This is a genomic window from Pediococcus damnosus, from assembly GCF_001437255.1.
Classification (GTDB): Bacteria; Bacillota; Bacilli; order Lactobacillales; family Lactobacillaceae; genus Pediococcus; species Pediococcus damnosus.
In genome coordinates this window covers 1-833 of record NZ_JQBD01000171.1, presented here as the reverse complement: position 1 = coordinate 833, position 833 = coordinate 1, and the positions used below count along the sequence as shown (strand labels likewise).

1 protein-coding gene is annotated in these 833 nt (G+C 37.7%); it reads left to right on the top strand.

Annotated elements, in window-relative coordinates; genetic code table 11:
• A partial coding sequence (locus IV84_RS10490) for a transposase (RefSeq protein WP_155515924.1) occupies window positions 1–656 on the top strand: 656 nt, incomplete at its 5' end.
• Between the last annotated feature and the right edge of the window lie 177 nt (window positions 657–833).

Sequence of the window (833 nt, the reverse complement as noted above, 5' to 3'; positions counted from 1 at the left end):
AAACTAAACTATCAGAATTAGCGCAACTAATTTTAAAAGCGACACTCAAGAACATGAGTGAAAAACGAGCGCTTGGCTTAGCCGAGCACCTTAAAGAATTAGCAAACAAATCCGCTCCGGCGGTTAGTAGCGATGCGTGTGCGGTTAGCTCTGTCGTTTACCTAGCTGGTGAAGTAGAGCGTCTCAATGATAAAAAAGACGAAATTATTAGAGAAATGTCCCAAATTTCAGTATCACTCAATGAGATTCCTATCCTGCAATCAATTCCAGGATTTGGCATTAAAACAGCGGTTTGCCTTCTAGCCGAACTTGGCGATATTAGTCGATTCCATAGTTCTAATGCCATTAATGCATATATCGGAATTGACTTAATTCAATATCAATCTGGAGACTACGAAATGGGACAGCACATCCGAAAACGTGGAAATTCATACGCTCGAAAAATATTGTTCAAAGCTGTTTTGAATATGGTGTGTGCTGCTAAATATCATCCCTCCAACGTCAGTATTCTTTATCAACGCAAAAAGCAATCTTCCAGTGAAACCCACACTAAGAAGATTGCCATAGCAGCGATGGGACGGCTCATTAGAACCATCTACCACCTAATTAAGAATAATGAATTGTATGATTCCAGAAAGTGCCTACCACAACACTAATACACAATTCATCTAAACTGATTATAGCACCTCAAAAAATTTAAATACCTGAGGTGTTTTTTGGCGTAGCCTAAATATTAATTTCTCAGTCCAAAAGTAGCAATCTTAAGCTAAGAATAAATAAATAGTTAACAGAGTTACTGATATCAAAGGTTTCTCTTGACTAATGGTAGAAAA